This is a genomic window from Mesorhizobium sp. M0045, assembly GCF_040323385.1.
Lineage (GTDB): Bacteria > Pseudomonadota > Alphaproteobacteria > Rhizobiales > Rhizobiaceae > Mesorhizobium.
The window spans coordinates 62,072-83,855 of sequence record NZ_JAMYUY010000004.1 but is presented as its reverse complement, the minus strand read 5'-3'; the positions used below and the strand labels follow the sequence as shown (position 1 = coordinate 83,855).

General features: G+C 62.7%; 25 protein-coding genes. 11 read left to right on the top strand and 14 right to left on the bottom strand.

Features of this window, described 5'->3' with window-relative positions:
• Positions 1-30 precede the first annotated feature (30 nt).
• On the bottom strand, positions 31-1,206 hold the full coding sequence (locus tag NKJ72_RS07735; RefSeq protein ID WP_352476517.1) for an MFS transporter: 1,176 nt from the start codon (positions 1,204-1,206) through the stop codon (positions 31-33).
• Positions 1,207-1,254: 48 nt separating this feature from the next.
• Between NKJ72_RS07735 and NKJ72_RS07730 the strand changes: the two genes are divergently transcribed.
• From NKJ72_RS07730 to NKJ72_RS07720, 3 genes are all read left to right on the top strand, one after another.
• Positions 1,255-1,794: an Lrp/AsnC family transcriptional regulator gene (locus tag NKJ72_RS07730; RefSeq protein WP_352476516.1), complete on the top strand. Its 540-nt coding sequence runs from the start codon at positions 1,255-1,257 to the stop codon at positions 1,792-1,794.
• A gap of 140 nt (positions 1,795-1,934) precedes the next feature.
• Positions 1,935-2,474, top strand: a complete 540-nt coding sequence (locus NKJ72_RS07725) for a dihydrofolate reductase family protein (RefSeq protein WP_352476515.1) — start codon at positions 1,935-1,937, stop codon at positions 2,472-2,474.
• A 22-nt stretch (positions 2,475-2,496) separates the two neighbouring features.
• A complete protein-coding gene (locus NKJ72_RS07720; protein ID WP_352476514.1) occupies positions 2,497-3,402 on the top strand; it encodes a sigma-70 family RNA polymerase sigma factor in 906 nt (301 codons plus the stop codon).
• Between the two features lie 74 nt (positions 3,403-3,476).
• On the opposite strand, the gene NKJ72_RS07715 is transcribed toward NKJ72_RS07720, so the two are convergent.
• From NKJ72_RS07715 to NKJ72_RS07690, 6 genes are read right to left on the bottom strand one after another with little or no spacing between them, the layout of a single operon-like run.
• On the bottom strand, positions 3,477-4,736 hold the full coding sequence (locus NKJ72_RS07715) for an ABC transporter substrate-binding protein (protein ID WP_128244314.1): 1,260 nt from the start codon (positions 4,734-4,736) through the stop codon (positions 3,477-3,479).
• A gap of 48 nt (positions 4,737-4,784) precedes the next feature.
• Positions 4,785-5,213, bottom strand: coding sequence for a DUF4440 domain-containing protein (locus tag NKJ72_RS07710; RefSeq protein ID WP_352476513.1), 429 nt, complete (start codon positions 5,211-5,213; stop codon positions 4,785-4,787).
• Positions 5,214-5,221: 8 nt separating this feature from the next.
• Entirely contained in the window at positions 5,222-6,277 is a 1,056-nt protein-coding gene (locus tag NKJ72_RS07705; RefSeq protein ID WP_352476512.1) for an aldo/keto reductase, read from the bottom strand.
• Positions 6,274-6,633, bottom strand: coding sequence for a TIGR04076 family protein (locus NKJ72_RS07700; RefSeq protein ID WP_352476511.1), 360 nt, complete (start codon positions 6,631-6,633; stop codon positions 6,274-6,276). Before NKJ72_RS07700 ends, NKJ72_RS07705 begins: the two co-directional genes overlap by 4 nt.
• On the bottom strand, positions 6,634-7,122 hold the full coding sequence (locus tag NKJ72_RS07695; protein WP_352476510.1) for a DUF3830 family protein: 489 nt from the start codon (positions 7,120-7,122) through the stop codon (positions 6,634-6,636).
• Positions 7,119-7,862 (bottom strand): GntR family transcriptional regulator, encoded by a 744-nt coding sequence (locus NKJ72_RS07690; RefSeq protein WP_352476509.1) that lies wholly within the window; start codon positions 7,860-7,862, stop codon positions 7,119-7,121. The genes NKJ72_RS07695 and NKJ72_RS07690 overlap by 4 nt, the downstream gene beginning before the upstream one ends.
• Before the next feature lie 125 nt (positions 7,863-7,987).
• Between NKJ72_RS07690 and NKJ72_RS07685 the strand changes: the two genes are divergently transcribed.
• The 6 genes from NKJ72_RS07685 to NKJ72_RS07660 all read left to right on the top strand — a co-directional run bounded on the left by NKJ72_RS07685 (position 7,988) and on the right by NKJ72_RS07660 (position 12,927).
• Positions 7,988-8,785 carry an ABC transporter ATP-binding protein gene (locus NKJ72_RS07685; protein WP_352476508.1) on the top strand — a complete coding sequence of 266 codons (798 nt, stop codon included), beginning with the start codon at positions 7,988-7,990 and terminating at the stop codon, positions 8,783-8,785.
• Entirely contained in the window at positions 8,782-9,531 is a 750-nt protein-coding gene (locus NKJ72_RS07680) for a branched-chain amino acid ABC transporter ATP-binding protein (RefSeq protein ID WP_352476507.1), read from the top strand. Before NKJ72_RS07685 ends, NKJ72_RS07680 begins: the two co-directional genes overlap by 4 nt.
• Positions 9,528-10,436, top strand: coding sequence for a branched-chain amino acid ABC transporter permease (locus tag NKJ72_RS07675; RefSeq protein WP_352476506.1), 909 nt, complete (start codon positions 9,528-9,530; stop codon positions 10,434-10,436). Before NKJ72_RS07680 ends, NKJ72_RS07675 begins: the two co-directional genes overlap by 4 nt.
• The gene (locus NKJ72_RS07670; RefSeq protein WP_352476770.1) at positions 10,433-11,413 is read left to right on the top strand and encodes a branched-chain amino acid ABC transporter permease; all 981 of its coding nucleotides are present in this window, start codon (positions 10,433-10,435) and stop codon (positions 11,411-11,413) included. Before NKJ72_RS07675 ends, NKJ72_RS07670 begins: the two co-directional genes overlap by 4 nt.
• The gene (locus NKJ72_RS07665; protein WP_352476505.1) at positions 11,413-12,705 is read left to right on the top strand and encodes an NAD(P)/FAD-dependent oxidoreductase; all 1,293 of its coding nucleotides are present in this window, start codon (positions 11,413-11,415) and stop codon (positions 12,703-12,705) included. Before NKJ72_RS07670 ends, NKJ72_RS07665 begins: the two co-directional genes overlap by 1 nt.
• Positions 12,706-12,780: 75 nt before the next feature.
• Entirely contained in the window at positions 12,781-12,927 is a 147-nt protein-coding gene (locus NKJ72_RS07660) for a hypothetical protein (protein WP_352476504.1), read from the top strand.
• 47 nt (positions 12,928-12,974) lie between these two features.
• On the opposite strand, the gene NKJ72_RS07655 is transcribed toward NKJ72_RS07660, so the two are convergent.
• The 6 genes from NKJ72_RS07655 to NKJ72_RS07630 form a co-directional block, all read right to left on the bottom strand.
• Positions 12,975-13,811 (bottom strand): GNAT family N-acetyltransferase, encoded by an 837-nt coding sequence (locus tag NKJ72_RS07655; protein WP_254818760.1) that lies wholly within the window; start codon positions 13,809-13,811, stop codon positions 12,975-12,977.
• A 6-nt stretch (positions 13,812-13,817) separates the two neighbouring features.
• Positions 13,818-14,558, bottom strand: coding sequence for an aspartate/glutamate racemase family protein (locus NKJ72_RS07650; protein WP_352476503.1), 741 nt, complete (start codon positions 14,556-14,558; stop codon positions 13,818-13,820).
• 2 nt (positions 14,559-14,560) lie between these two features.
• On the bottom strand, positions 14,561-15,379 hold the full coding sequence (locus NKJ72_RS07645) for an ABC transporter permease (RefSeq protein WP_352476502.1): 819 nt from the start codon (positions 15,377-15,379) through the stop codon (positions 14,561-14,563).
• Positions 15,380-15,383: 4 nt separating this feature from the next.
• Positions 15,384-16,292 (bottom strand): ABC transporter permease, encoded by a 909-nt coding sequence (locus NKJ72_RS07640; RefSeq protein ID WP_352476501.1) that lies wholly within the window; start codon positions 16,290-16,292, stop codon positions 15,384-15,386.
• Between the two features lie 254 nt (positions 16,293-16,546).
• Complete coding sequence (locus NKJ72_RS07635) at positions 16,547-17,836, bottom strand: ABC transporter substrate-binding protein (RefSeq protein ID WP_352476500.1); 1,290 nt, start codon at positions 17,834-17,836, stop codon at positions 16,547-16,549.
• Positions 17,837-17,872: 36 nt separating this feature from the next.
• On the bottom strand, positions 17,873-18,961 hold the full coding sequence (locus NKJ72_RS07630) for an ABC transporter ATP-binding protein (RefSeq protein WP_352476499.1): 1,089 nt from the start codon (positions 18,959-18,961) through the stop codon (positions 17,873-17,875).
• Positions 18,962-19,219: 258 nt separating this feature from the next.
• On the opposite strand from NKJ72_RS07630, the gene NKJ72_RS07625 reads away from it, so the two are divergent.
• Entirely contained in the window at positions 19,220-19,933 is a 714-nt protein-coding gene (locus tag NKJ72_RS07625) for a GntR family transcriptional regulator (protein WP_352476498.1), read from the top strand.
• A gap of 7 nt (positions 19,934-19,940) precedes the next feature.
• On the opposite strand, the gene NKJ72_RS07620 is transcribed toward NKJ72_RS07625, so the two are convergent.
• Positions 19,941-21,038 (bottom strand): lactonase family protein, encoded by a 1,098-nt coding sequence (locus tag NKJ72_RS07620; RefSeq protein ID WP_352476497.1) that lies wholly within the window; start codon positions 21,036-21,038, stop codon positions 19,941-19,943.
• A 191-nt stretch (positions 21,039-21,229) separates the two neighbouring features.
• Here NKJ72_RS07620 and NKJ72_RS07615 point away from each other — a divergent pair, with 191 nt between their 5' ends.
• Positions 21,230-21,781: a MaoC family dehydratase gene (locus tag NKJ72_RS07615; RefSeq protein ID WP_352476496.1), complete on the top strand. Its 552-nt coding sequence runs from the start codon at positions 21,230-21,232 to the stop codon at positions 21,779-21,781.
• The last annotated feature ends 3 nt before the right edge of the window (positions 21,782-21,784 follow it).

Genomic DNA, 21,784 nt, shown 5'->3' with positions numbered 1-21,784 from the left:
GGACGGGGCCGAGACGCAAGCCTTGCTGCGCTATAGCTTCGGCGAACGCCACGCCGCTGCCACAGCAGCGATCAGCATGAGCAGGGCTGCAACCACCGCCGACGTCGCAAAACCGAATGTGGAATAAAGCGGTCCGAACGCCGTGGTGCCGACGAACACGGCGAGGTAGGTCACCGCGCTGTTCAAGCCCATGATCGTGCCGCGCCGCGCAGGATCAAGCGCGGACAGGCGCATCACCAGGACGTTCAGCCCGAAATGATTGGCAAGGCCCCAGACGGCTATCATCGCTATAGTCAGATGGAAACTACTGCTCGCTGCGGCAATCGCGACATAGACGGCCGCGACGAGCAGGTAGGCAAATGGCATGATACGCCGCGCGCCCAGGCGGTCGATAACGCCGTCAAGAAGTGCCGCCGCACCAAATCCGGCGCCATAAGCGAGCGCGGCCAGCCCGTTGGCGCTGACCGGCCGTCCCAAGCCATTGTGAAGGTGATCGCCAAGATAGCCATAGACACCGTAGAACGCGGTCATGAATGCGGCGCAGGCAACCAGAAGCGGCACTATGCCGGGGACGCTCAAGGCGCCCAGCGGCGTCGGCGCCGGGCCGCTCTTCCTGACATCGCTCAGCGACGTCAGCGTCAGGCTTGCCAATGCGAGTGCTGAGAGCACCGCGACCGCCGCGAAAACAGCGCGCCAATGCACCAGGTCGGCAAGTACGGCCGATAGCGAAACCCCGGCGATCATGCTCAGCGTCCAGCCGGTCAGCACGACGCCTATGGTGCCGCTTTCGCGGCCGGGCGGTGCAATCGCGGCGGAGCTGGCGTAGATTGCCGGCATGGCGACACCTGCAGCGATGCCGGCGAGAAGCTGGGCCGCGACCAGCGCCGTCACCGTCGGCGCAGCAGCGCTGGCGACGAGCGCTATCGCCAGCAGCAGCAACGCTCCTTGCAGCATGCGGCGGGCACCAAGCCGGTCGATATAGCGCGCCAGGAACAAGGCGCTCGCCGAAGTACCGAGCCCGAACGCGGCGGACGCGATCATAACCGCCGGCACGCTTGTGCCGAGGGACGCGGCAACCGCCGGTGCGATCGGACCGAGCACCAGCGAGTTCGAGCCGATCACGGCAATGCATCCGGTGAGGAGGTAAGCGAGCGCCGGGATAGGCGGCCTTGCCGTAAATGTTGCGGCTTGATCATTGTTCGACATATGGCGATAATGGCCGTATTAAATTCTGCATCAATAGGGAATTTCATTATGGATGAAGAAACAGATGGCATTCCGCAGAACAGGCCTGCTGCCCGCGATATCGATGCAATCGACCGAAAAATATTAAGCGTTCTGGTCGACGACGCCACGATCAGCTATGCCGAGCTCGGCGACCGCGTCGGCCTTTCACCGCCGGCAGCCCATGAACGCGTCAAGCGCCTGCGGCGCAGCGGTGCCATCCGCAACACCGCGATCATCATCGATCCAAAAGCGGTGCACAAGCCGCTGCTTGCCTTTGTCCATATCGACACCAAGGGGTGGGGCAAGACGCCGGAGCTGATGGCAATCTCCGAACACCCCGAAGTCGAGGAGATTCATTCGGTGGCCGGCGACACATGCATGCTGATCAAGGTCCGCACCGAGGACACGCGGGCACTCGAAGGCCTGCTGTCGCGCCTCTACGAAACGCCTGGTGTTACCTCGACCCGAAGCTATGTGGTCCTGTCGACCTATCTCGAGCGGCCGGTGCAGCCGGGGATAACGACGGAATGGCCTACCCCCCGGCACATGGCCAAGCCGCTTTATTAGCTCATACGATCCCCCACGCGTATCCAAAGTCGAACCGGAAACGTCTTAGGCACTGCATCCTGTGGTCATCCGTCGGGCCGGTTCGTTTGCGCCGGTTCTTGGATCCGACGGGATGCCTGTTGCGCAACCGGAGACACGCGATGAGAAAATTAATCGTAGGCAGCTTCATCTCGCTGGACGGCGTCATCGAAGCACCAATGGAATGGGCCTCACCCTTCTTCGACGAGGAGATGAAGGAACACTCCTATGAAAAGGCCGGCGAGGCGGATTTTTTCCTGCTCGGCCGCATCACCTATGAAATGTTTTCGGCGCGTTGGCCGCAGGTCAAAGGCAGCAAGTACATGGACCGCATGAATGGGCTGAACAAGCTCGTCGCTTCGCGCAGCCTCAAGGCAGTGAGCTGGAACGCGTCGCTGATCGGAGGCGACGTCGCTGCCGAAATCGCCAGGATCAAGCAGCAAACCGGCGGCAACATATTGAAGTATGGAGTGAGCAATCTCGACCAGACGCTGCTCGCCAACAGGCTTGTCGACGAGTATCAACTCTCGATCGTGCCGACCCGCGTCGGGCATGGCAAACGCGCTTTCCAGGATGTCGACCCGTCCCTGGTCAAGCTGGAGCTTATAGATACGCACCGTTTCAAGAACGGCGTGATCACGCTGACCTATGTCCCGCTGTGATCCGCCGCCGAATCGAATGCCAATGAAGATGCAGCCAAGACTTGACCCGACCGGGCTTTTCGACGTCCGCTACGCCGGCTTCCTGGAGACAGTCGCGCATTTGCGTGGACGGCTGCACCGCTACTGTGCACGCATGACCGGTTCGACGCTCGACGCCGAAGACGTGATGCAAGAGGCGCTGTTCGAGGCCTATCGGAAGATCGAGAAGCTGGACGATGCGACTGCTCTTCGCCCTTGGCTGTTTCGCATTGCACATAATCGCTGCATCGATTTCCTGCGAAGCCGGCAGGTGCGTCAGCATGCGGAGGCCAATTTCGTCGAAGACGAGATCATCCTGCCGGTCGAGCCGGCGGGCAAGGGCGCGGATCGCGCGATCGAACGGCTGGTTATCCACCTGCCGCCCAAGGAACGCGCCTGCGTCCTGCTCAAGGACGTCTTCGACTATTCGCTGGAAGAGATTGCCGATCTCGTCGGCTCGACCGTGGGTGGCGTCAAGGCCGCGTTGAGCCGTGGCCGCTCCAAATTGGGCGCCTTGTCAGGCGAGCCAATCGTGCGTTCGGAGCCCCAGCGCGATCCGGAACTTCTGGAATTGCTCAGCCGCTATGTCGAACTGTTCAACCGCCGCGACTGGGACGGGGTTCGGGCGTTGACCAGCGCCGACGCACAATTGCGGGTCGCGGATTGCTTCAAGGGCAGGCTGTCGGAATCACCTTACTTCGTTGAATATGAAAGAGCCTCGACGGCCTGGAAAATGGCGATTGGCATGATCGATGGCGAGGCGGTGCTGCTCGTGCTCCACCATGGCGAAGACGGTTGGAAGCCGGCTTATCCGGTTCGGATCGAAGCCGCTGGCGGGACCATAAATCGCATCACGGATTATTATGCCTGCCCCTGGATCATGCCGAGGGGTGGTGCGGTGGTCGCATAACCAGCAACAGGACATGCAAGCGTCCGGCATCAACCTCAATGAAATGGGATCGATGCCGGACAAGACATAGGGGCTTACTGAAGCTTCGCCTGCAAGGCGTTGACGTCATCCGTCGTCATTTCGCCGTCGGTCGTCACCTTGCCGTCGACGATCTTCCAAAGGCGGAACGGGCCGGTGATGTCGCCATACTTGTCGAAGGCTACAGGGCCGATGACGCCTTCGTAGCGGATCGGCTTGCCGTCCTTGATCAGGCCGAGCGCCTTGGCGAACTCGTCCTTGCCGGCATAGATCGGTGTGCCGGCCGGATCGACCGCCTTGTACATCGCGTCCTTGATCTTGGCCGGATCCTCGGAGCCGGCAATCGCGATAGCCAAGCCGACGATGGCGCCGGCATCATAGGACCGGTCGGCCGCCGGGTTCGACGGCTCAATGCCCGAAAATTCCTTGTAGTTCTTGGTGAAATATTCGGTCGATGCGGTCGGGCTGGTGCCCGAAGAAGTGCCATAGGCATCCTTCAAATAGTCGGCGCCGACGGATTCGATGAAATCCGGGCTGTTCATGCCGTCATTGAGCAGGAATTTCTGGACGCCGCCCTGCGAAATCCAGGTACGGGCGATGGTTGCGCCATCGACAGGCGTGCTGACGAGGTAAAGCCCGTCTGGCTCGCCAGCCATGGCCGCGGTCACTTCAGAGGCATAGCTCGACTGCTTTTCATTGTAGGGCGTGTCGGAGACGATGGTGCCGCCGAGCGCCTTATAGGCACGCGAGAATTCCGCCACCATGTTGACGCCGAAGTCGTTGTTGACGTGGATGACCGACAGCTTCTTGAAGCCCTTGTCGATGGCATATTTGGCGGCGGCGACGCCCTGCAGAGCGTCCGAGGTGATGGTGCGGAAGAAGATGCCGTTGGTCTTGCCGTCGCGCCCGAGCGCCGTCAGCGTCGGCGACGACGAAGCCGGCGACACCTGGACGATCTTGGCCGGCGCGGTGACCGAGGTCAGGATCGGGATCGACACCGAGGAGATGATGCCGCCTATGATCACCGGCACTTTCTTGACCTGCACGAGCTGGGTTGCGGCGTCGACCGCAATGTTGCCCTGGCTCTGGCTGTCGCGGGTGTCGGTCGCGAGATCGCAGCCGCGCACGCCGCCGGCATCGTTGATGTCGCGGAATGCCATTTCGACCGACTTGGCGCCTGCCTGGCCATATTCGCCGGCAGGACCGGTCAGTTCCATGACGAGGCCGACGGTGATCTTGCAGTCGGCGGCCTGCGCTGCGCCGGCCGCTGTCAGCAAGGCGAGCGCGGTGGTGATCTGAAGTATCGTCTTTGTCATTGTTGTTCCCCTTTCGTTACACGACTCTCATTCACGTCTTGAGCCTGTTCAGCCTTCCGGCACCTGCAGCCAGGTTTCATGCAGATGTCGCCATTCGACGCCGTTAGGCGCCGATGAACTGGTGGTGAAAACGGCACTCGAGCGACGGCGGCTGTGCTTGCCGGCGCGTTGCTGTGCCTCGACGTAGCAGACGACGATCGTGTCGCCGGCCTGCCAGCCGGCCCGGATATCCTCGATCGAGATGGTGAAACCGCCGTCACAGCTGGCGCGGCTTGCGCCGACATGGTCAAGCACAGCATCGCGATCGAGGACCTGACCGTCCGGCGCAACCATCTGGAAGCCTTTGCCCATGACGCTTTCGAAGCGCCTGAAATCTGCATTGTCCGCACTCGCCGCATTGAACCAGTCGACGAAGAAGCGGTGGAGATCGACCACCTCGGCGCTGGCGCGGGAAAGCAAGGAGGGGTTTTCGTCCATGGCCGCGTTCATTTCCTGCCTGCATTCAAATTGTAATGCATGATCGAGCCGTGGCGGCCGTGACGGTCGCGTTCCAATGTGTAGACGTCGCCCAGCGGCCCCCGGCTTTGCGCGATTACGGCAGCGATCCTCGCCCGTTCGTCTGCATCGAGCGCGACGTCCATGATTCTGGCATTGGCAAGGGCGTGCGCCTGGTTGCGGGCGCCGACGATGACGGCCGCCACTTGCGGCTGCTCCAGCACCCAGGCGCTGGCGATGGTGGCGATGTCGACACCGCGGTGGTCGGCGACGGCCTTCAGTGTGCGAAGCAACTCCTGGAAAAGCTCCCAGCCGCCGAAATCATCGATGATCAGCTTGTATTTGACCAGCGACCGGTTTTCGAGCGGCGTCTGCGGCTCGGTAACGCCAAGCCATTTTTCGCTAAGGAAGCCGCCCGCCACCGAACCGTAGCAGAGGAAACTGACGCCATGCCGGCTGGCGAGTGCTGCAAGGCTGTTGGCCGGCCGCTGGTCGAGCACCGAGTATTGCAATTGCTGGCTGACCAGCGGCACACCCGCGGCCAGGATCTCGGCCAGCCGCAGCGTGTCGAAGTTCGTGGTGCCGATATTGCGCACCTTGCCTTCCCTGCGGATCTCATCAAGCCAGCCCATCGCATCGACATAGCGGGGCACCGAATAGTCCCACCAATGGAACTGCACAAGATCGAGGCGCTCAGTCTTCAACCGCCGCAGCGACTGGTCGACGATGCTGCTGATGTAGTCGCGGCCGATCGTGGAGAGCCGTTCGAGGTCAGGCACCAGCTTGGTGTGCACATTCATCTTGGCGGCAGCGTCGAGGCCACGCTCATTGGCGAGGCGCAGGCGCGCCGCACCAATCAGTTCCTCGACCCCGGTATAGATATCGGCGCAATCAAAGGTCCAGATTCCGGCGTCGAACGTGGCGATCAGGTCGCTCACCGCCTGTTGGCGATCGACCGCGCCGTGCCCGCCGGCAAGCTGCCAGCCGCCGCGAATGACGCGCGAGATCGTGTAGCCGGGGCTGAGCTCGAATGCCTTGGCGGTCATCTCTGGTCACTTTCCCTGGGCAGCGGCACCGCCGTGGTTTCGGCATGGCTGAACCGCCGCTTGCCGGTCCTGATGATCCTGAGCCGGCTGGCGCAATTGGGATCTGGACAAGCGATCTCGGCGTCCGATGTCATCCAGTCATTCCTGTGGGTCGGGCGCTGTTTTGCCGCGAGCAGCGGCAGCACGGCTGATATCGAATAGATCGAAAAACCCTGGCCCGCCGGCATCGACAGCATCTCGCCCTTCAGCTCGAAATAGTCGCCGGCCTTGGCGCCGCAATAGATCGGCTTGCCCTCAGGGATGACCGCTTCGACACGAAGGTCGAAGAGTTCGAAACTGTCGTCTTGCTCAGCCATTCAGATCTCCACCCGGGTAAAGGTGATGTCGCAGGCGCCGTTGCGGCGGATCACGCCACAAGCGGCTGCGAATTTATCGCGATCCTCAGGCAGCACCTGCGCGACGACGCTTCCGGCAAGCCAGCCGATCGGGAACAGCAGCCGCGCACCCTGTCCATAAAACAAGCCGATGTCGAAAATAGCATTCGGATTGCCGCCCCACATGCGCGGCGGCACGTAGGACAACACGATGTCGCCCGGCTGCGGCGTCAGCGTTGCATTCTCCGCCGGCAAGGGCCTGGCATAGGTTTGGCCCTCAAGATCGACCGATGGAACCGGGCAGGAAATCTCAGGCCCTGTCCACATCGCATGGATGCCGGCAACAACGCGCGGTTGCTCGAGATAGGCCAGCAGGAAGGCGGCGTTGTCGGGCGCCTTTTCAGGCAACAGCAGTGCGGTCACGGAAAGCTGTGAGCGCGGCTCGGTGATGCTGATGCCAAGCGCCGTCATGCCCTCAATCCTTCCTTGCTTGTGGATTGGAGCTTGTCGCGCAGAAAGGCGAAGGGCCGGCTGATGTCGGCCACCAGCGCCTCACGCGCCGCTTGCGCATCCTGCTTGGCAAGCGCGGCGACGATGCTGCGGTGATAGTGGGCGGTGTCGACCTCGCCGGCGTCGGAAAAGGCGTAGATGGCGACGCGGATACAGGGTCCGGATTGCAGCCAAAGGCTCTCGATCATCGGGATCAGCACGGCGGAACCGCAGCAACGGTAGATCTCGAAATGGAAGCTCTGGTTGAGCGTCGCCTCGCGATCGATATCCTGCTTGTGCTTCAGCGCCCGCATCTCGTCCCATTCGCCGAGCATGGCTTCGACCGAAGCAATCTGGCGCGGGCTCATGCGCGTGGCGGCAAGTGCTATCGCTTCCCCCTCTATGAGGGACCGAGCCCGCAACAGATCGTCGATACGCTCCAGCGTGATCGGCGGCACACGTACCGAACGGTTGGGAAGCGCCTCCAGCGCCTTCTCGGTGATCAGCCGTCCGAGCGCCTCGCGCACCGGCATGGTGCTGGTGACCAGCGCGTCGGCGAGGCCGCGGATGGTCAGAACCTGGCTCGGCTCGAAAAGTCCGCCGATCAAGGCGCGGCGAAGCTCCGAATAGACGCGATCCTGCACGGTCTCGCGGCCGACCGGTGTAAGCTGGGCCGCGATCACTTCATTGTTCTTGTTCTTTTCGACGGCGGCCTTGTGCATTGGCAATTCCGGTCTTGGCCTTTTTCGGCTTGCGGAAGAAATTAAAGCCGAATAGCGTGATCAAAGCAAGAGTGATCACAAATCAAATCATAGGCGACGAAGATCGCTTTCGGCCAGAGGGATTGATGAGCGACACGACGGAATGGCAGGAGGAGATCCGCACGCCGGTCCTCACGGCCAGGAACGTCCTCAGACGCTTCGGCGGGCTCGTTGCGGTCAACAATGTCTCGTTCGACGTCCGGCCGGGCGAAATACTTGGCCTTATCGGCCCGAACGGCGCAGGCAAAACCACGATGTTCGACCTGCTCGCCGGCAGCATTCTGCCGACCAGCGGCGAAATCCTCCTCAACGGCGTATCGGTGTCGGGGGAAGCTGCCCATCGCCGCATCCGCCGCGGCCTCGGCCGCACGTTCCAGATCCCCCGGCCCTTGCCTAACCTGACGCTGATCGAAAACGTCATGCTGGCCGCGCAAGGGCAGGCCGGAGAAAAACTGCTCGCCAATTTCCTGACGCCCCGGCGGGTCGCTGCCGAAGAAAGGGCTGCCGAGATAAGAGCCGTCGAACTGCTCGAGCTCGTCACGATCGCTCACCTCGCGCACGAGCCGGCGCGCGTGCTCTCAGGCGGCCAGCGCAAGCTGCTCGAGCTGGCCCGCGTGATGATGGCCGACCCGGCGATCATCCTGCTCGACGAGCCGGCGGCCGGGGTCAACGCAACCCTGCTCGAGATCATCATCGACCGCATCCGCGACATCAATGCGCGCGGCATCACCTTCCTGCTGATCGAGCACAATATCGACATGGTGACGCGACTCTGCCACCGCGTGCTGGTCATGGCGAGCGGCCAGCTTCTGCGCGAAGGCACTCCGGACGAGGTGGCGCGTGACCCACGCGTCATCGAGGCCTACCTCGGAGGCACGGCATGAGCCAAAGGGTACTCGATGTCCGCGAGCTCGAAGCCGGCTATGAGCCCGGCGTTCCGATCGTGCGCGGCGCCTCGATCACCGTCGACAAGGGCGAGATCGTCGTCGTCCTCGGTCCCAACGGCGCCGGCAAGTCGAGCCTTATCAAGGCCATCGCCGGCCTTGTCCCGATCACCGGCGGCACGGTGCTGCTGGATGGCAAGGATATCACGGCGTCGCCCGCCCACACCATGGTCCGCCTTGGCCTTGCCTTCGTGCCGCAGACAGAGAACATCTTCCCGCTGATGTCGGTCGAGGACAATCTCAGGGTCGCCTGCGGCATTCTGAGGCCGCGCGAGGTCCCGGCCCGCATTGAGGAAATGTATGCGGTCTTTCCCGATCTCGCCCGTCAGCGCAGAACAGCCGCGGGCAATCTCTCAGGCGGACAGCGGCAGATGCTGGCCGTCGCGCGGGCATTGATCGTCCATCCCAAGGTGCTGGTGCTCGATGAGCCGTCGGCCGGCCTGTCGCCGAAATTCGTATCGATGGTGTTCGAGATGCTGGCCGGCATCCGCAAATCCGGCGTCACCATCCTGCTGGTCGAGCAGAACGCGAAGGCAGCGCTTGCCGTTGGAGACCGCGCCTACGTGCTGGTCGAGGGCAAGGAGCGGCACCAGGGCATCGCCGCCGAGCTCTGGAACGATCCGGTCGTCGCCGAACTCTACCTTGGCCAGCGCCGCCCCGACTTTGGGAAAGGAGGCGCGGCATGAACCTGCAATTTGTCGTCGACGGACTGCTGGCAGGCTTGATGATCGGCCTCGGCGCCATCGGCGTGACGCTCACCTATTCGATCCTGCGCTTCTCGAACTTCGCCCATGGCGACTTCATGGCCTGGGGCGCCTATGCGACGCTGGCCGTGGTTGGCGCCATTGGTGCGATGTTCGGCAAGATCGCGCCGATCGCGCCCCTCTCCTTCGGTTGGCCGCTGATCGCCGCGCTCATCATCGGCATGGCGGTCACCGGCCTGCTGGCACTGGCGCTCGATCTGGTGCTGTTCGCGCGGCTGCGGGCCAAGGGCCAGGCGATCATCGTGGTGATGGCGAGCTTCGGCGCCTCCATGGCGCTGAGAAGCCTGCTCGAATTCATCTTCACCTCGCGTCCGACCTATTTCAGCCGGGCCATCCAGATCGCCATGCCCGTCGGCTTCGGCATTCGCATCACCCCCGACCAGATCGCGCTGCTGCTGCTGACGGCCGTGCTCGTGCTCGGTGTGCACCTCCTGATGACCCGCACCCAGACCGGCCGTTCGATGCAGGCATTGAGCCAGAACGCGGCACTGGCGCGCATCGTTGGCATTGACGTCGCCAAGGTGGTGCGCGTTACCTGGATCATCGGCGCGGCGCTGGCCTGCGTCGCCGGCGTCATGATCGGCATTCTCATCCAGATCCGCCCATTCATGGGTTTCGAGATGCTGCTGCCGATGTTCGCGGCCGCCATCCTCGGCGGCATCGGCAGCGTGCCCGGCGCCGTCCTCGGCGGTTTGATCATCGGCATGGCCGAAGCGGGTGCCGTGCAATTGATCGGCGCCGAATGGCGGGCGGCCGTCTCCTTCGTCATCCTGATGGCGGTGCTGTTCGTGCGCCCCATCGGCCTTTTCGGAGTGAGGGAACGCTGATGGATCTGCTCGGCTACGGCGCTTTCTTCCTGACCACCGCGCTGATTTTTTCGCTCGTCACGCTCGGGCTCAATTTGCAATGGGGGCTGACCGGGCTTTTCAATGTCGGGGTCGCCGGCTTCGTTGCCATCGGCGCCTACACCTCGGCACTGCTGACCACGCCCGACGATGCCGCGCGGCTCGGCGGCTTCGATCTGCCGATCCTTGTCGGCTGGCTCGGCGCCATGCTGGTGGGCGGCGTCGCGGCCGCCATCACCGGCATCGCGACGCTGCGCCTGAGATCGGACTATCTGGCGATCACTACTTTCGGCGTCGCCGTCGTCGTGCAACTGGTAGCGCTCAATGCCCAGACGCTGACCGGCGGCCCGTTCGGCATCGGCTTCATTCCGCGTCCGCTCGGCGGTCTTGCCGAAACGCCGTTGCTGTTCAACCTTTCGAACCTTGCGATCGTCTCGGTGGTGACGCTGATCGTCTATCTCGCGCTGGAGCATCTGTCGCGCAGCCCGTGGGGGCGCGTGTTGAAGGCGCTTCGCGAGGACGAGCGGGCCGCGATATCCCTAGGTAAAAGCGCACGTTTCTACCGTGTCCAGGCCTTTGCCGTGGGCGGTGCCATCATGGCGCTGGCCGGCGCGTTGCAGGCGCATTTCACCGGCTTCATCGCTCCGGACAATTATTTGCCGGCGCTGACTTTCCAGGTCTGGGTGATGCTGATCGTCGGCGGCTCGGGCAGCAACATCGGCGCCGTCATCGGCAGCATCCTGGTCTGGGCGATATGGGCCGGATCGGGAGCCTTGACCAGCGTGTTGTTCTCGCCGGAACAGCAGGCACGCGCCGCTTCGCTGCAGATCGTGGCGATCGGCGTGATGCTGTGCGTCATCCTTCTAGTCAGGCCGAACGGCCTGTTCGGCGACAGGCTGCGGCGCGCAAGGTTCGGCAAGGGCGCGAAAGCGGCTCCGGACGAGAGCGCGGCACGGTGATGAGCAGCGCTGCAGTGCCACGCGGCCTTTCGCTATGGCACGCCGTCGGCCGTAACCGCCGCGACCGGCCTTCGCTCGAAGGAGCACTCGATGTCGATCTGGCGATTGTCGGCGGCGGATTCTTGGGCCTTTCCGCAGCGCTGCACACCGCCGAGAAAGGCATCTCGGTCGCCGTCCTCGAAGCCGAAATCATCGCCTGGGGAGCGACCGGCAGGAACGCCGGTTTCGTCGTGCCGAATTTCGCGAAAAGAGACCCCCACGATATCATTGCCCAACTCGGGCCCGCACGCGGCGAACGCCTTGTCGGCTTCGCCGCCGGCAGCGCCGACCTCGTCTTCGACCTGATCAAGCGGCATGCCATCGAATGCGATGCCGTCCAGAGCGGCTGGATACAACCAGCTCATTCGCCGCCCGCTTTGCAAAAGACCAGATCGCGTGTCGAACAATGGGCACGGCGCGGAAGACCGACTGTTGCGCTGGATAGACCGGCGGTCGAGGAGCTGACCGGCGTTCGCGGCTATCTCGGCGGCTGGATGGATCGGTCGGGTGGCGTCCTCAATCCGGTCGAATATGCGCGCGGCCTCGCCGATGCGGCGGAAAAAGCCGGCGCGCGCATTTTCGAACATACGCGTGTCGCGTCGATCGATCACCTAGGCGATGGTTGGGCTTTGAAGACGGCCTCCGGCTCGGTACGCGCAGGAAAGGTGCTGGTCGCCACCAACGCCTATGGCGGGCCGCTGGATCGCGCGCTGCGGCGAACCTATTTCCCGCTGAAAATCTTCCAGATCGCGACAGCGCCGCTGCCGCGCGAAATACGCACTCGCCTGCTTCCTGGCGGGCAAGGCGTCGGCGACACAAGACGCAATCTCTTCACCTTCCGCTTCGACGGCGAACACAGGCTGATCACCGGCGGCATGCATGTTTTTGGCCCCGGTGCCGACACGCGGGTGCCGCGGGCGATCTGGCGGCGCCTGGCAAAACACCTCGACCTCCCGGAGATCCCGCCGCTTGAATATAGCTGGTCGGGGATGGCTGCCGTCGAGCCCGACTTCCTGCCGCGCCTTGTCGATCTCGGCCCCGGCCTGATCGCGGGCTTTGCCTGCAACGGACGCGGCATCGCCATGACGACGAGCATGGGCAAGGTGCTTGCAGATTGGGCTGATGGAACAAAGCCTCAGGATTTGCCGCTGCCGTTTGCGCCGCCGGCGCCGATCCCGCTCCACGGCCTGACGCGGCACGCGCCAAACATGCTGCTTCCCCTAAGCATGCTGCGCGATCGGCTGGATGGCTGATCGACGTGCGTGTCCGTCCGCCGTCCTGATACCGAACCGCTAGACTCGCTCAAATCATGTTGTTAACGACAGCGGATGAAGCAGAACTATCTTTATCTCATCATCGGCGCTTTGGTCGTCGCAGTCATTGCCTTGGGCATTTACGTCTATCGCGAGGAGACCAAGCCGAGAGGCGTGGAACTTCGTATCGACGATTCCGGCATTTCAGTTCAGGAAAAGTAGACATTTCTGCTCCCCGACTTGCGCGCTAGAAGCCGACTTGCACCGTCTCAACCAAGCTCCAAGGTCGTTATCGCATAGACACCCGACTGCGTGAGCTGCGGCGCGCTTCCCTTGTACATTCGGGCAGTCTCGAAACCCGGTTGAAGACCTGCGGATGACAGCAAATCTGCCAATTGCCCGCTGGTTTCGGGAACGTCGAGATGGACGTTTCCGGGACCGCACATCTGCGCAAGCGTGGCGAAGAGACGGCTTGCCGCGTCCAGGCTGTCGGCAAAGAGCGGGCCGATCTTGCAGCCGTCCCGGCATTGGCGCGCGACGCCGTATCCCGCAATGGCGCCGTGCTTGAGGATCGCAAGCGCCATATGCGGCGGGCGCAGCCAGTGTTCCAGGAACGATCGCCTCGGGCCGGGAAAGAAGCGGCGGTCATAGTCCAATATGTCCGGCACGAAGTCCGGCCCTATTGTGCAAATGTCACTGCCGACCGCTGCCGGGACATTCGGCAATCCGACGAACCGGATCGTCCGGTAGGCCGGTGCAAAACCCATGCTGCGGTAGTTGGCCTGCTGTTCGACAACGCCGTCGAGGCCGATCGTGCGGTTGCCGAGCCGCGCCATGCCGGCATCCCAAACGGCTTTGCCATGACCTTGGCCACGCCTGTCCGGCCGGCAGATGTAGAGGCCGATGAAGCCGAAATCCTCGCCATAGGCAACGGCCGAAATGCCAGCCACCATCTCGCCTTCGACAAAGGCGCCGATGAAGCCCTGCGGGTCCGCTGCCTGGAACAGCGCGGCGTCGCCGAGGCCGGGATTCCAGCCTTCCTGCGCCGCCCAGTCGACAAGGGTTTCCACCTCTTCAAGTGCGAGTGTTCGGATCGTTCTGAGCATTTGCGATCACTCGGCGGCACCAGGCGCGAAGGACTTCAACGCGCCATGATAGGGCTTTGCCAATGGGCTTGCATAGGCGCCGCGCTTGGATGTCGTCAGGCCAAGCGCGATCAAGGCCTCGGCCTGCTTGACCGCGGCACTGACGCCGTCGATGACCGGAAGGCCGAATTCCCGCTGCAGCGCCGCCGCCAGATCGGCCATGCCGGCACAGCCGAGCACGATCGCCTCTGCGCGATCCTCGTCGATGGCGCGCGCAATCTCGTTGCGCAGTTTGAGCAGTGCGCCGGACGCTGGATCTTCGAGGGCAAGGACCGGAATGTCGGCAGCGCGCACGCGTGCCCGCCGCGCCATGCCATAGCGCTGCACCAGGCCTTCGACCGGCACGCGCGAACGCCCGGTGGTGGTGACGACGGTGAAGCGCTGGGCGATGAACGAGGCCGTGCTGAGCGATGCCTCGCAGATGCCGATGACCGGAATGTTGGCCATGGCGCGCGCGGCATCGAGGCCGGTGTCGTCGAAGCAGGCGACGATCGCGGCCTGTGCGCCCAAGCGCTCACCGGTGGCGATCTCGACCAGCAGGCCGGGAACGGCAAGCGCTTCATCGTAATAGCCTTCGATCGACACCGGGCCCATCGTAGAGGTAACGGCAACAATCTTCGTCGATTGAGCAGCGACCGATCGGGCGGCGACCGCGATAGTCTCGGTCATGCTGGCGGTGGTGTTCGGATTGACGACGAGGATCTGCACTGTCAGGCACGCTCGCGGCGGCGGCCGACATAGACGATTGCGCCGAGCGTCAGCAAGATCACCAGGAAGGAAAACACGGTCGTCACGGTGCCCAGCGCATAGAGCACCGGCGTCGTGACATTCGTCGTCATGCCATAGATTTCGAGCGGCAGCGTGTTGAAGGTGCCCGACGTCATCAGCGTGCGAGCGAACTCGTCATAGGAGAGGGTAAAACCAAACAGGCCGACGCCGATCAGGCTGGGTGCGATCATCGGCAGGACGACATGCGCGAAGGTTTGCCACGACGATGCTCCGAGATCGCGCGCGGCTTCCTCGTAGGCCGGCGAGAACCGGTTGAAGACAGCAAACATAATCAGCACGCCGAAAGGCAGGGTCCAGGTCAGATGGGCGCCGAAAGCCGACGTGTACCAGGCGGGGCGGAAGCCGATCTGCTGGAAGACGACGCCAATGCCGAGACTGATGATGATCGAGGGCACGACCAGGCTGGCGACGGTCAGATAGAACAGTGCGGTTGCGCCGCGAAATTTCTGCCGGAAAGCAAGGCCGGCAAGCAGCGACACGGCGACAGTGACGACCATCACCATCAGGCCAAGGACGAGCGAGCGTTTGAAGCTGCCGCCGAAGTCGCCGACGGCCTGGCGCTCGAACAGGTTGGCAAACCAGTGCAGCGAGACGCCGTTCAGCGGAAATGTCAGACCGCCATTCTCGCCCTGGAAAGAGAGGATCAGGATCGCCGAAAGCGGGCCGTAGAGGAACAGCACGAAAACCGCGAAGAACGCCGCCAACACGTAGAATTCGAAGCTGCGCTTGTCGTGTCTCAAAGTCTCACAGCTCCTTGCGAATGTCGACGATGCGCAGGATGCCCGCGACCATCAGCAGGACCAGTACCAGCAGCACGACCGCGTTGGCAGCGGCCGCCGGATACTGCAGCAGCGACATCTGGTTCTTCATCATCAGCGCGACGGAGGCGCTCTGGCCGCCGGACATCACCTGCACCGTCGAAAAGTCGGCCATCACCAGCGTGACGACGAAGATGGTGCCGATCGCCATGCCGGGCTTGGCAAGCGGCATGATGACGTTCCACAACACCTGCCAGCCGGAAGCCCCGGCGTCGCGCGCGGCCTCGATCAGCGACTTGTCGATGCGCATCAGCGTGTTGAAGATCGGCGTCACCATGAATAGCGTGTAGAGATGCACCATGGCCAGCACCACGGCGAATTCGGAATAGAGCAGCCACTCGATCGGCTTCGGGATCAGTCCCATCTGCACCAGCGTCGAGTTGACCAGGCCATTGCGGCCAAGCACCGGAATCCACGAGATCATGCGGATGATGTTGGAGGTCAGGAACGGCACCGTGCAGACCAGGAACAGCACCATCTGCATGGCTGTGGTTCTGATATGGAAGGCGAGGAAATAGGCGACCCAGAAACCGATGAACAGCGTCACCGCCCAGACGATGGCGGCGTATTTCAGCGTATTTAGATAGGTCTTCCAGGTAACCCACGAGCCGAGCGTGTCGGCGTAGTTGGTGGTCAGGAAATCCGGGTACATCGCCGCGAAATCGTAGTCCCAGAATGAGACCACGGCGATCATCAGGATCGGCAGCAGGAGGAACGCGCCGAGGATCATCGCCAGCGGTGTCGCCTGGAGATAGGGTGCGACGCCGGCAAAGGAGCGCCTACGTCTGGCAGGCTTTGTGGCAATGGTTGCTGGCTGATCGAGTGCCACTGTCATCTGGAACAGCCCTGGGGTGTCGCAAAGGGCCGATAGTCCGGCACGCCGTGATCCTTCCCACCCCCCTCTGTCCTGCCGGACATCTCCCCCGCAAGGGGGGAGATCGGCAATTTGGCTGCTAGCTCTCCTCTTGAAGCATTGGAGATTGGCGAAATCAGAGATGACGGCGCAATCTCCCCCCTTTCGGGGGAGATGTCCGGCAGGACAGAGGGGGGTGGGAAGGAATGAGGCATCTCAGCTATTGCCGCCTTGCATCAAGCAGCGATGAACTCGTTCCAGCGCTTCACCATGTAGCGGTCCTCGTCCATGACCGAGTTCCAGCAGGCGACCTTGCCCATGCGCTCTTCGAACGAGCCGCCGTCACGCACGGCGCCTGCCTTTTCCATGACCTTGCCGTCCGGCGACAGGATATCGCCCTTTGCCGGCTTGCCTTCGATCCAGTAGCCCCACTCGTCCTCGGACATGAACTTCTTGGCCGACACCATGTTGGCCGAGTAGTAGCCCTGGCGATTGAGATAGCCGCCCACCCAGCCTGACGTGTACCAGTTGATGTATTCATAGGCGGCGTCGAGTTTGGCGCCGGAGAGATGGGCTGCCAGGCCAAGCCCGCCACCCCAGGAGCGGTAGCCTTCCTTGAGCGGCTGGAAGCGGCATGCGATGCCCTTGGAGCGGACTGCGGCCACGGCCGGCGACCACATCGACTGGATTACCACTTCGCCTGAAGCCATCAGGTTGACACTTTCGTCGAAGGATTTCCAGAAGGCGCGGAACTGGCCGGCTTGCTTGGCTTTGATCAGGAAGTCGATCGTCTTATCGATCTCCTCTTTGGTCATGTTGCCCTTATCGGCGTATTTGATGTTGCCCGTTGCCTCCATGATCATCGCCGCATCCATGATGCCGATCGACGGGATGTTGAGGATGGCGGTCTTGCCCTTGAAGGCCGGATCCATGATGTCGGCCCAGGTGGTGATATCGCGGCCGACGAGGTCGGGGCGGATGCCGAGCGTATCGGCATTGTAGATCGTCGGCACCATGGTGAACCAATTGGTCGGCGCCTTGGCGAAAACCTTGCTGTCCTGCGCCTCGACGTAACCGACCGTATGCGGCGCGGTGCCCTGGGCAATGACGCTGTCCGGCGTCAGCTTGCCGGTTTTGAACAGCGGCACCAGCTCGTCGTAATATTTCAGCTTGCTGACATCCATCGGCTGCAGGACGCCTGTCGGGAACACCTTCTTGCAAATCCAGTATTCGATGTCGGCGATGTCGTAGCTGTCGGGCTGCGTCACGGCGCGCTGCGCGGCGGCGTCGGAATCGGTTGCCGTCATCTCCAGGGTGATGCCGAGATCGGCTTTGCACTTGTCGGCGATGGCATTGAGATTGGACACGCCGGTGCCGAACTGGCGCAGCGTGATGTTCGATTGCGCCCAGATGGTCGGAAAGCCTGATATGGCGCCGGAACCGGCGGCGAAACCGACGGCGGCGGCACCTGTCTTGAGCAGCGAACGTCGCGATATTCCAGTCTTCTTGTCGGTGGTGTTGGTCATGTTCAGTTCCCCTGTTCTGGTTGGTTATGCTGGGTTTCAGGAATCGAGACGGCCAAGGACGATCGCGTCCTCGGCATCCCAGGCGATCGGCACGGCGTCGCCGACGGCAACCGGCCTGGCGAAGAAGCTGGTGTCGTCGACGATCACCGTGAAATCCTCGATGCCGGCGCCATTGACCGAGAGCTTCACGGTCGAACCGCGGTACTCGACGTTTGCAATGATGCCGGTGAAGCCGAGCCCGGCTGCCGCCGGCTCGCCGATGCGCACGTGGTCGGTGCGAATGGCGATGTCGATGGGCTCCCCGGTCTCCCTGCCCTGCCCGCTCGCGGCGAGCGCGACGCCGCCGGGCACGTCGAAAACGACCATGCCGTCGCGACTACCGGTGACGCGGCCGGAGATGACATTGTGGTCGCCCATGAAACGAGCGACGAAGGCGGTGGCCGGCCGCTCGAACACCGTGCGCGGGTGCGCCGCCTGCTCGATTCGGCCGTCGTTCATCACCACGATCAGGTCGGCCAGCGCCATCGCCTCTTCCTGGCTGTGGGTGACGTGGACGAAAGTGATGCCGAGCGACGTCTGCAACTTCTTCAGTTCGGCCCGCATGCGGAGCTTCAGGAACGGATCGAGCGCCGAAAGCGGTTCGTCGAGCAACAGCGCCTCGGGATCGGTGATCAATGCGCGGGCGAGAGCGACCCGCTGCTGCTGGCCGCCGGAAAGCTGCGCCGGACGACGGCTGGCATAGGCCTCCATCTGCATCAGCTTCAGCATATCGAGTGCCTTGGCGCGGCGCTCTTCCTTGCCGACGCCCTTCATCTTCAGGCTGAAGGCGACATTGTCGATCAGGTCGAGATGCGGAAACAGCGCGTAGGACTGGAACATCATGGCGGTGCCGCGCCTGGCCGGCGGCAGGTCGGTAACCACTGTGTTGCCGAGACGCACGTCGCCGCTCGATATGCTCTCGTGCCCGGCGATCATGCGCAGCGTCGAGGTCTTGCCACAGCCGGACGGACCGAGCAGGCAACAATAGGTTCCCGCAGGGATTTTCAGGCTGATGCCTTCGACGGCAGTCGTCGCGCCATAGACTTTCGAAACGGACACAATGTCGATTTCGGCGGCTTTGGACATCCAGCTTCCCCTTTGGTCGGATTAGCCAAAGCATCATGCGTGCCAGTTGCGCACCGCCGCACCAACCGACTGAATCCTTGAAGAAATCAGGGCCGCGTCAATATGACTGCCGATACAGCATCCTTGTGCAATGCACAAATTATAGGCGATTGCCACCGATCCTCGCAAAAATCGTATGCAATCTTTTTCGTTCCTGTATTCACTTTGTCTCTCGTCCAAGCGATGCGATTCAGGATAGAAGAAGGCAGGACCACTGCCATGAACATTGCCGACCAGACTATCCCTGCTATCGAGGCCGCCAACGAGGATCGCGCGCAGGCGATCCGCGATCAGTTGCGCGACGCGATCGTCGATCGCCGGCTGGCGCCGGGAACCAAGCTTTCCGAAGGCGAAGTCGGCACGCTGTTCGATGTCAGCCGCACCGTGGCGCGCGCCGCACTGCAGATGCTTTCCTTCGAGGGATTGGTGCGCACCGAGCGCAATCGCGGTGCCTTCGTCGCCAATCCGTCGCCGGAGGAAGCGCGGCAAGTCTTTGCTTCGCGCCGGCTCATCGAACCCGGCATCGCGATTGCCGCCGCCGGGCGGATGACGCCGGCTCATGTCGCCGCATTCAAGGCCCAGCTCGACGAAGAAGGCCGTTTCATCGCCGAACGCGGACCGAACGCAAGGCGATCGGAGATCAAGGCGTCGGGGGATTTTCACCTGCTTCTGGCGTCGGTCGCGGGAAACGTCATCCTGCAGCGCTTCATGGAGGAATTGGTCGCTCGTTCATCGCTGGTGATCGCACTCTATGGCCGCTCGGGTATCTCGAGCTGCGGCCACAACGAACACATGCAGATCCTCGAAGCGCTGGAAAATGGCAATGCCGAACGCGGCAGTGCCCTGATGCTGCACCACATCGACCATATCGAGGCCGACCTCGATTTGCGCGTCAGGAGCGGCCCGGCACTCAGGCAGGCGCTCGAGTTCTGAGGTCACTTCAACGCACGATCCTCGCGCACATCGGCGTGCCGATGTCGATGGATCGGCCGGTGTCGGTCAGCCGGCCGGTTGCGGCATCACGGGCGAAAATCGAGATGCGGTCGGCATTCTGGTTGGCCGAGAACAGATGGCCGCCCGAAGGCGTCAGGGCCAGATTGCGCGGCGTGGCGCCCCCGCAAGGCGTATAGCCCACAAGCGTAAGCCTGCCGTTTTGCTGGTCGACCGAAAACACGGCGATGCTATTATGGCCGCGGTTGGAGCCATAGAGGAAGCGGCCGTCGGGCGAGATCTGGATGTCGGCGCAATGATTGCCGTCGCGTGCCTCGGGCGGCACCGCCGGCTTACTGTCGATCACCGCAAGCTTGCCTGATCCGTCTTCCAGCGCCAGCGAGACGACCGTCGAATCCAGCTCGTTCATGACGAACACGAAGCGGCCGCCCGGATGCAGCGCGAGATGGCGCGGACCAGCCCCCGGCGCAAGCGCCGATTCGGCGAGCTTCGTCAGACTGCCGTCTGAGCCGATGCGATAGGACACCAGCTGGTCGATGCCGAGGTCGGCGACGATCGCCATGCCGCCGGCAACCGTCTCGGTTACGCTATGGGCGTGCGGCCGCTCCTGGCGTGCGGGGTCTGGTCCGGTCCCGCTATGGGCGACGCTCGACAACGGTGCGGTCAGGCCGCCATCCTCGCGCAGCCCCAAGACCACGACCGAGCGATCGGGGCCGCCCTCGCCCATGCCGTAATTGGCGACCAGCAGCTTGGTCCCGTCGCGCGTGATGGTGTTATGCGCCGTGATGCTGCCCAGCGTCGGCTGCTTGTTGATGTAGGACAGCGTGGCGGTCTGCCTGTCGAAACGGTAGGCCGAGACAACCCCTTCGCGCCAGGTGAACACTTCGGAATTGGCGTAGACGTGGGAGCCGTCCGGCGTCACCGACAGGAAGGTCGGATTGTCGATGTCTTCCGTCTCGGCCAGTTTCTTTGTCTCCAGCGTCCCCTCGTCGAAACTGTAGACGCCCAGCCCGACGCCGCGCGCGCCCTGAAAATATGGGGCGTCGCGATTGAGGCTGCCGACGAAAACCAGACAGGCATTCTGCATCACTTCCTCCCATGTGCCGCCGGCATGGGCCGCGACGGAGCCGCCAAAATTTCGCCGAGACTCGCTTGCAACACAACCCCATATGTGAAAATACTATTCACAAAAGAAGATTGATGGGAGGATCGATCCATGCATTTCGCTGGTCTGCGGCGCGCCCTGATGGACGATTCCCGCTCCCAGAGGAAGTCGTCATGAGCGGTTTCGCGTCAACCGTGGGCGTGGCCTCGACACACCCCGCCAACATGCCTAGGGATCACGCTGACCTTCCCGTCTGGAACGCGGAGAACTGGTTCTACGAAGACTGGCCGGTCGGCCAGAAGATCCGCTCGCTACGCAGGACCATTGCCGAGGGCGACAGCCATCTCTTCAACACGCTCGTGCTCGACATCCATCCATACGTGCAGGACCAGATGTTCGCCGAAACAGAAGGCATCTTCGGCAAGCGCCTGGTCGCCGGCGCCTTCGTGTTCTCGGCCGGGCTCGGCCTCGTTGCCACCAATTGCATCAACGCTTTTTCCTATGGCTACGACAAATTGCGCTTCATCAAGCCGGTGTTCATCGGCGACACGATCTATTCGATCCGCTCCAATCTCGACAAGAAACCCAAATACAAGGAGATGGGGCTGATCCGCGCCAGCTATGAAGTCTTCAAAGGTGAAGGAGAGCTTGTGCTTTATTGCGAGCACCTGCAGACGGTGAAGTACCGCAATCCGGCCGATTTCGCCGGCAAGACGGAGAAATAGGCA

What these genes read in the sequence shown, in the direction of transcription:
- NKJ72_RS07735 (WP_352476517.1), bottom strand. Translation starts at nt 1,206, where the DNA reads ATGTCGAACAATGATCAAGCCGCAACATTTACGGCAAGGCCGCCTATC.
- NKJ72_RS07730 (WP_352476516.1), top strand. Translation starts at nt 1,255, where the DNA reads ATGGATGAAGAAACAGATGGCATTCCGCAGAACAGGCCTGCTGCCCGC.
- NKJ72_RS07725 (WP_352476515.1), top strand. Translation starts at nt 1,935, where the DNA reads ATGAGAAAATTAATCGTAGGCAGCTTCATCTCGCTGGACGGCGTCATC.
- NKJ72_RS07720 (WP_352476514.1), top strand. Translation starts at nt 2,497, where the DNA reads ATGAAGATGCAGCCAAGACTTGACCCGACCGGGCTTTTCGACGTCCGC.
- NKJ72_RS07715 (WP_128244314.1), bottom strand. Translation starts at nt 4,736, where the DNA reads ATGACAAAGACGATACTTCAGATCACCACCGCGCTCGCCTTGCTGACA.
- NKJ72_RS07710 (WP_352476513.1), bottom strand. Translation starts at nt 5,213, where the DNA reads ATGGACGAAAACCCCTCCTTGCTTTCCCGCGCCAGCGCCGAGGTGGTC.
- NKJ72_RS07705 (WP_352476512.1), bottom strand. Translation starts at nt 6,277, where the DNA reads ATGACCGCCAAGGCATTCGAGCTCAGCCCCGGCTACACGATCTCGCGC.
- NKJ72_RS07700 (WP_352476511.1), bottom strand. Translation starts at nt 6,633, where the DNA reads ATGGCTGAGCAAGACGACAGTTTCGAACTCTTCGACCTTCGTGTCGAA.
- NKJ72_RS07695 (WP_352476510.1), bottom strand. Translation starts at nt 7,122, where the DNA reads ATGACGGCGCTTGGCATCAGCATCACCGAGCCGCGCTCACAGCTTTCC.
- NKJ72_RS07690 (WP_352476509.1), bottom strand. Translation starts at nt 7,862, where the DNA reads ATGCACAAGGCCGCCGTCGAAAAGAACAAGAACAATGAAGTGATCGCG.
- NKJ72_RS07685 (WP_352476508.1), top strand. Translation starts at nt 7,988, where the DNA reads ATGAGCGACACGACGGAATGGCAGGAGGAGATCCGCACGCCGGTCCTC.
- NKJ72_RS07680 (WP_352476507.1), top strand. Translation starts at nt 8,782, where the DNA reads ATGAGCCAAAGGGTACTCGATGTCCGCGAGCTCGAAGCCGGCTATGAG.
- NKJ72_RS07675 (WP_352476506.1), top strand. Translation starts at nt 9,528, where the DNA reads ATGAACCTGCAATTTGTCGTCGACGGACTGCTGGCAGGCTTGATGATC.
- NKJ72_RS07665 (WP_352476505.1), top strand. Translation starts at nt 11,413, where the DNA reads ATGAGCAGCGCTGCAGTGCCACGCGGCCTTTCGCTATGGCACGCCGTC.
- NKJ72_RS07660 (WP_352476504.1), top strand. Translation starts at nt 12,781, where the DNA reads ATGAAGCAGAACTATCTTTATCTCATCATCGGCGCTTTGGTCGTCGCA.
- NKJ72_RS07655 (WP_254818760.1), bottom strand. Translation starts at nt 13,811, where the DNA reads ATGCTCAGAACGATCCGAACACTCGCACTTGAAGAGGTGGAAACCCTT.
- NKJ72_RS07640 (WP_352476501.1), bottom strand. Translation starts at nt 16,292, where the DNA reads ATGACAGTGGCACTCGATCAGCCAGCAACCATTGCCACAAAGCCTGCC.
- NKJ72_RS07635 (WP_352476500.1), bottom strand. Translation starts at nt 17,836, where the DNA reads ATGACCAACACCACCGACAAGAAGACTGGAATATCGCGACGTTCGCTG.
- NKJ72_RS07630 (WP_352476499.1), bottom strand. Translation starts at nt 18,961, where the DNA reads ATGTCCAAAGCCGCCGAAATCGACATTGTGTCCGTTTCGAAAGTCTAT.
- NKJ72_RS07625 (WP_352476498.1), top strand. Translation starts at nt 19,220, where the DNA reads ATGAACATTGCCGACCAGACTATCCCTGCTATCGAGGCCGCCAACGAG.
- NKJ72_RS07620 (WP_352476497.1), bottom strand. Translation starts at nt 21,038, where the DNA reads ATGCAGAATGCCTGTCTGGTTTTCGTCGGCAGCCTCAATCGCGACGCC.
- NKJ72_RS07615 (WP_352476496.1), top strand. Translation starts at nt 21,230, where the DNA reads ATGAGCGGTTTCGCGTCAACCGTGGGCGTGGCCTCGACACACCCCGCC.